The organism is Bradyrhizobium oropedii (assembly GCF_020889685.1).
GTDB classification, from domain to species: Bacteria; Pseudomonadota; Alphaproteobacteria; order Rhizobiales; family Xanthobacteraceae; genus Bradyrhizobium; species Bradyrhizobium oropedii.
In genome coordinates, this window is record NZ_JACMYO010000397.1 from 1 (window position 1) to 1,960 (window position 1,960).

Genomic DNA, 1,960 nt, shown 5'->3' on the forward strand with positions numbered 1-1,960 from the left:
CTGCTTTCGCAGGGACGACGGTAGATAGTTACATCCCGCCGCATTTTCGCATCCCTGCCCCGGCGTCTCGCCACAAGCCTGCCTCCCCTGACCTCACGTAAGCTCGCCCTCGCGAACAACAAAAAAACGCACAGGGAGGCTCACGATGATCTGGAAGGCCATCACGGCAGCAGTCGCACTGATGCTCGCGACACAGGTGCACGCCGCCGAGAAGAAATACGGCGCGGGCACGGGCGATACCGAGATCAAGCTCGGACAGACCTCGCCATTCTCGGGCGCGGCGTCGGCCTACAGCGTGATCGCGAAGACGCAAGCGGCCTACTTCAAGATGATCAACGACCAGGGCGGCGTGAACGGGCGCAAGATCAATCTGATCACGCTCGACGACGGCTACTCGCCGCCGAAGACGGTGGAGCAGACCCGCAAGCTGGTGGAGCAGGAGGAGGTCGCCGCGATCCTCAATCCGCTGGGCACGCCGACCGGCCTTGCCGTGCGCAAATATCTCAACGACAAGAAGGTGCCGCAGTTGTTCGTCGGCGCGGGCGCCACGCTGTGGGGCGATTATCAGCATTATCCGTGGTCGATCGGCTTCCAGCCGTCGTACCAGGCCGAGACCGCGGTCTATGCGAAGTATGTGCTGACCCAGAAGCCGGACGCGAAGATCGCGCTGTTCTACCAGAACGACGACGCCGGCAAGGATTACGGCAACGGCTTCAAGAAGGGACTGGGGCCGGAGAACACCGCGAAAATGGTGGTGGCGGAGACGACCTATGAATCGACGGATCCTACGGTCGACAGCCAGATCGTGAAGCTGAAAGCCTCCGGCGCCAACGTGCTGTTCATGCACGCGATCCCCAAGCAGGCGGCGCAGGCGATCAAGAAGATCGGCGAGATCGGGTGGAAGCCGGATCTGTTCTTCCTCGCGGCGACCTCGACCTCGGTGTCCTCGGTGCTGAAGCCGGCCGGCTTCGAATATGCCAAGGACATCATCTCGTCCTACTCGCTGAAGGATCCGAACGATCCGCAGTGGAAGGCGGATCCGGACGTGATCGCCTGGCAGGACTTCATGAAGACCTACTTCCCGGACGGCAATCTGCAGGACCAATTGATCGTCTACGGCTATGTGGTGGCGGAGGCGACGGTGCAGGTGCTGAAGCAATGCGGCGACGACCTCACCCATGAGAACATCATGAAGCAGGCCGCCAACCTCGACATCGCGCTGCCGATGTTCCTGCCCGGCATCAAGGTGAAGACCTCGCCGACCGACTACTTCCCGGTCGAGGCGATGCGGCTGCAGAAGTTCAACGGCGAAACCTGGCAGCTGTTCGGCGACACGATCGGGAATGATTGAGGGGGCGTGCTAAAGCGCGATGAGATTTGGTTGAATCGTCATCGCGCTTTAGCCCTTTGTTTGAGCATGATCTTTTCGGAAAACCGCTTCGCACTTTTCCGGATCATGCTTTAAGGCAGAAAGTTGTAGAACGCGAAACCATCCACATCGTCGTCCCTGCGAAAGCAGGGACCCATAACCACGAATGCTCGCGTGGCGCGAGCTGGGGCCGCAGCGTCGCGCGACAACTGCACCCTGTGGTTATCGGTCCCGGCTCGCGCTTCGCTTGGCCGGGACGACGAGGAGGTTAGAGTCCCCCGACAACAACTGCCGGGACGACGTGGAAACGTCGGATACGGAAGCACGCCAATGCCGTACGCCCTTGCCGCGAGCGTACGCCCGCCCGATTTCGGAATATTGGAAATGTACCCGTGAGTTGCCCGACGCGTCAAGTCGTCGCCTGGTCGAACGCCGGCCACCGCCGGCTACTTTGCATGGGGTTGTTTTCGATATTTTGGCAACGCGCCTCCCCCCGCGTCGTCCCGGCGCAGGCCTGGACCCATTACCCCGAATGGATGATGTGGCGCGACGCTGGGGCCGCAGCCTCCTGCAACAACGGCAGCGGTGGTT

2 protein-coding genes are annotated in these 1,960 nt (G+C 61.4%); both read left to right on the forward strand.

Annotated elements, in window-relative coordinates; translation table 11 throughout:
* The first annotated feature begins 145 nt into the window (after window positions 1–145).
* Complete coding sequence (locus H8A95_RS42790) at window positions 146–1,351, forward strand: ABC transporter substrate-binding protein (RefSeq protein WP_229188419.1); 1,206 nt, start codon at window positions 146–148, stop codon at window positions 1,349–1,351.
* 410 nt (window positions 1,352–1,761) lie between these two features.
* The coding region (locus H8A95_RS42795; RefSeq protein WP_229188420.1) for a hypothetical protein at window positions 1,762–1,960 on the forward strand (199 nt) is incomplete at its 3' end.

Bases quoted from the DNA above. Each gene is read 5' to 3' on its own strand.
- H8A95_RS42790 (WP_229188419.1), top strand. From the start codon at position 146: ATGATCTGGAAGGCCATCACGGCAGCAGTCGCACTGATGCTCGCGACA.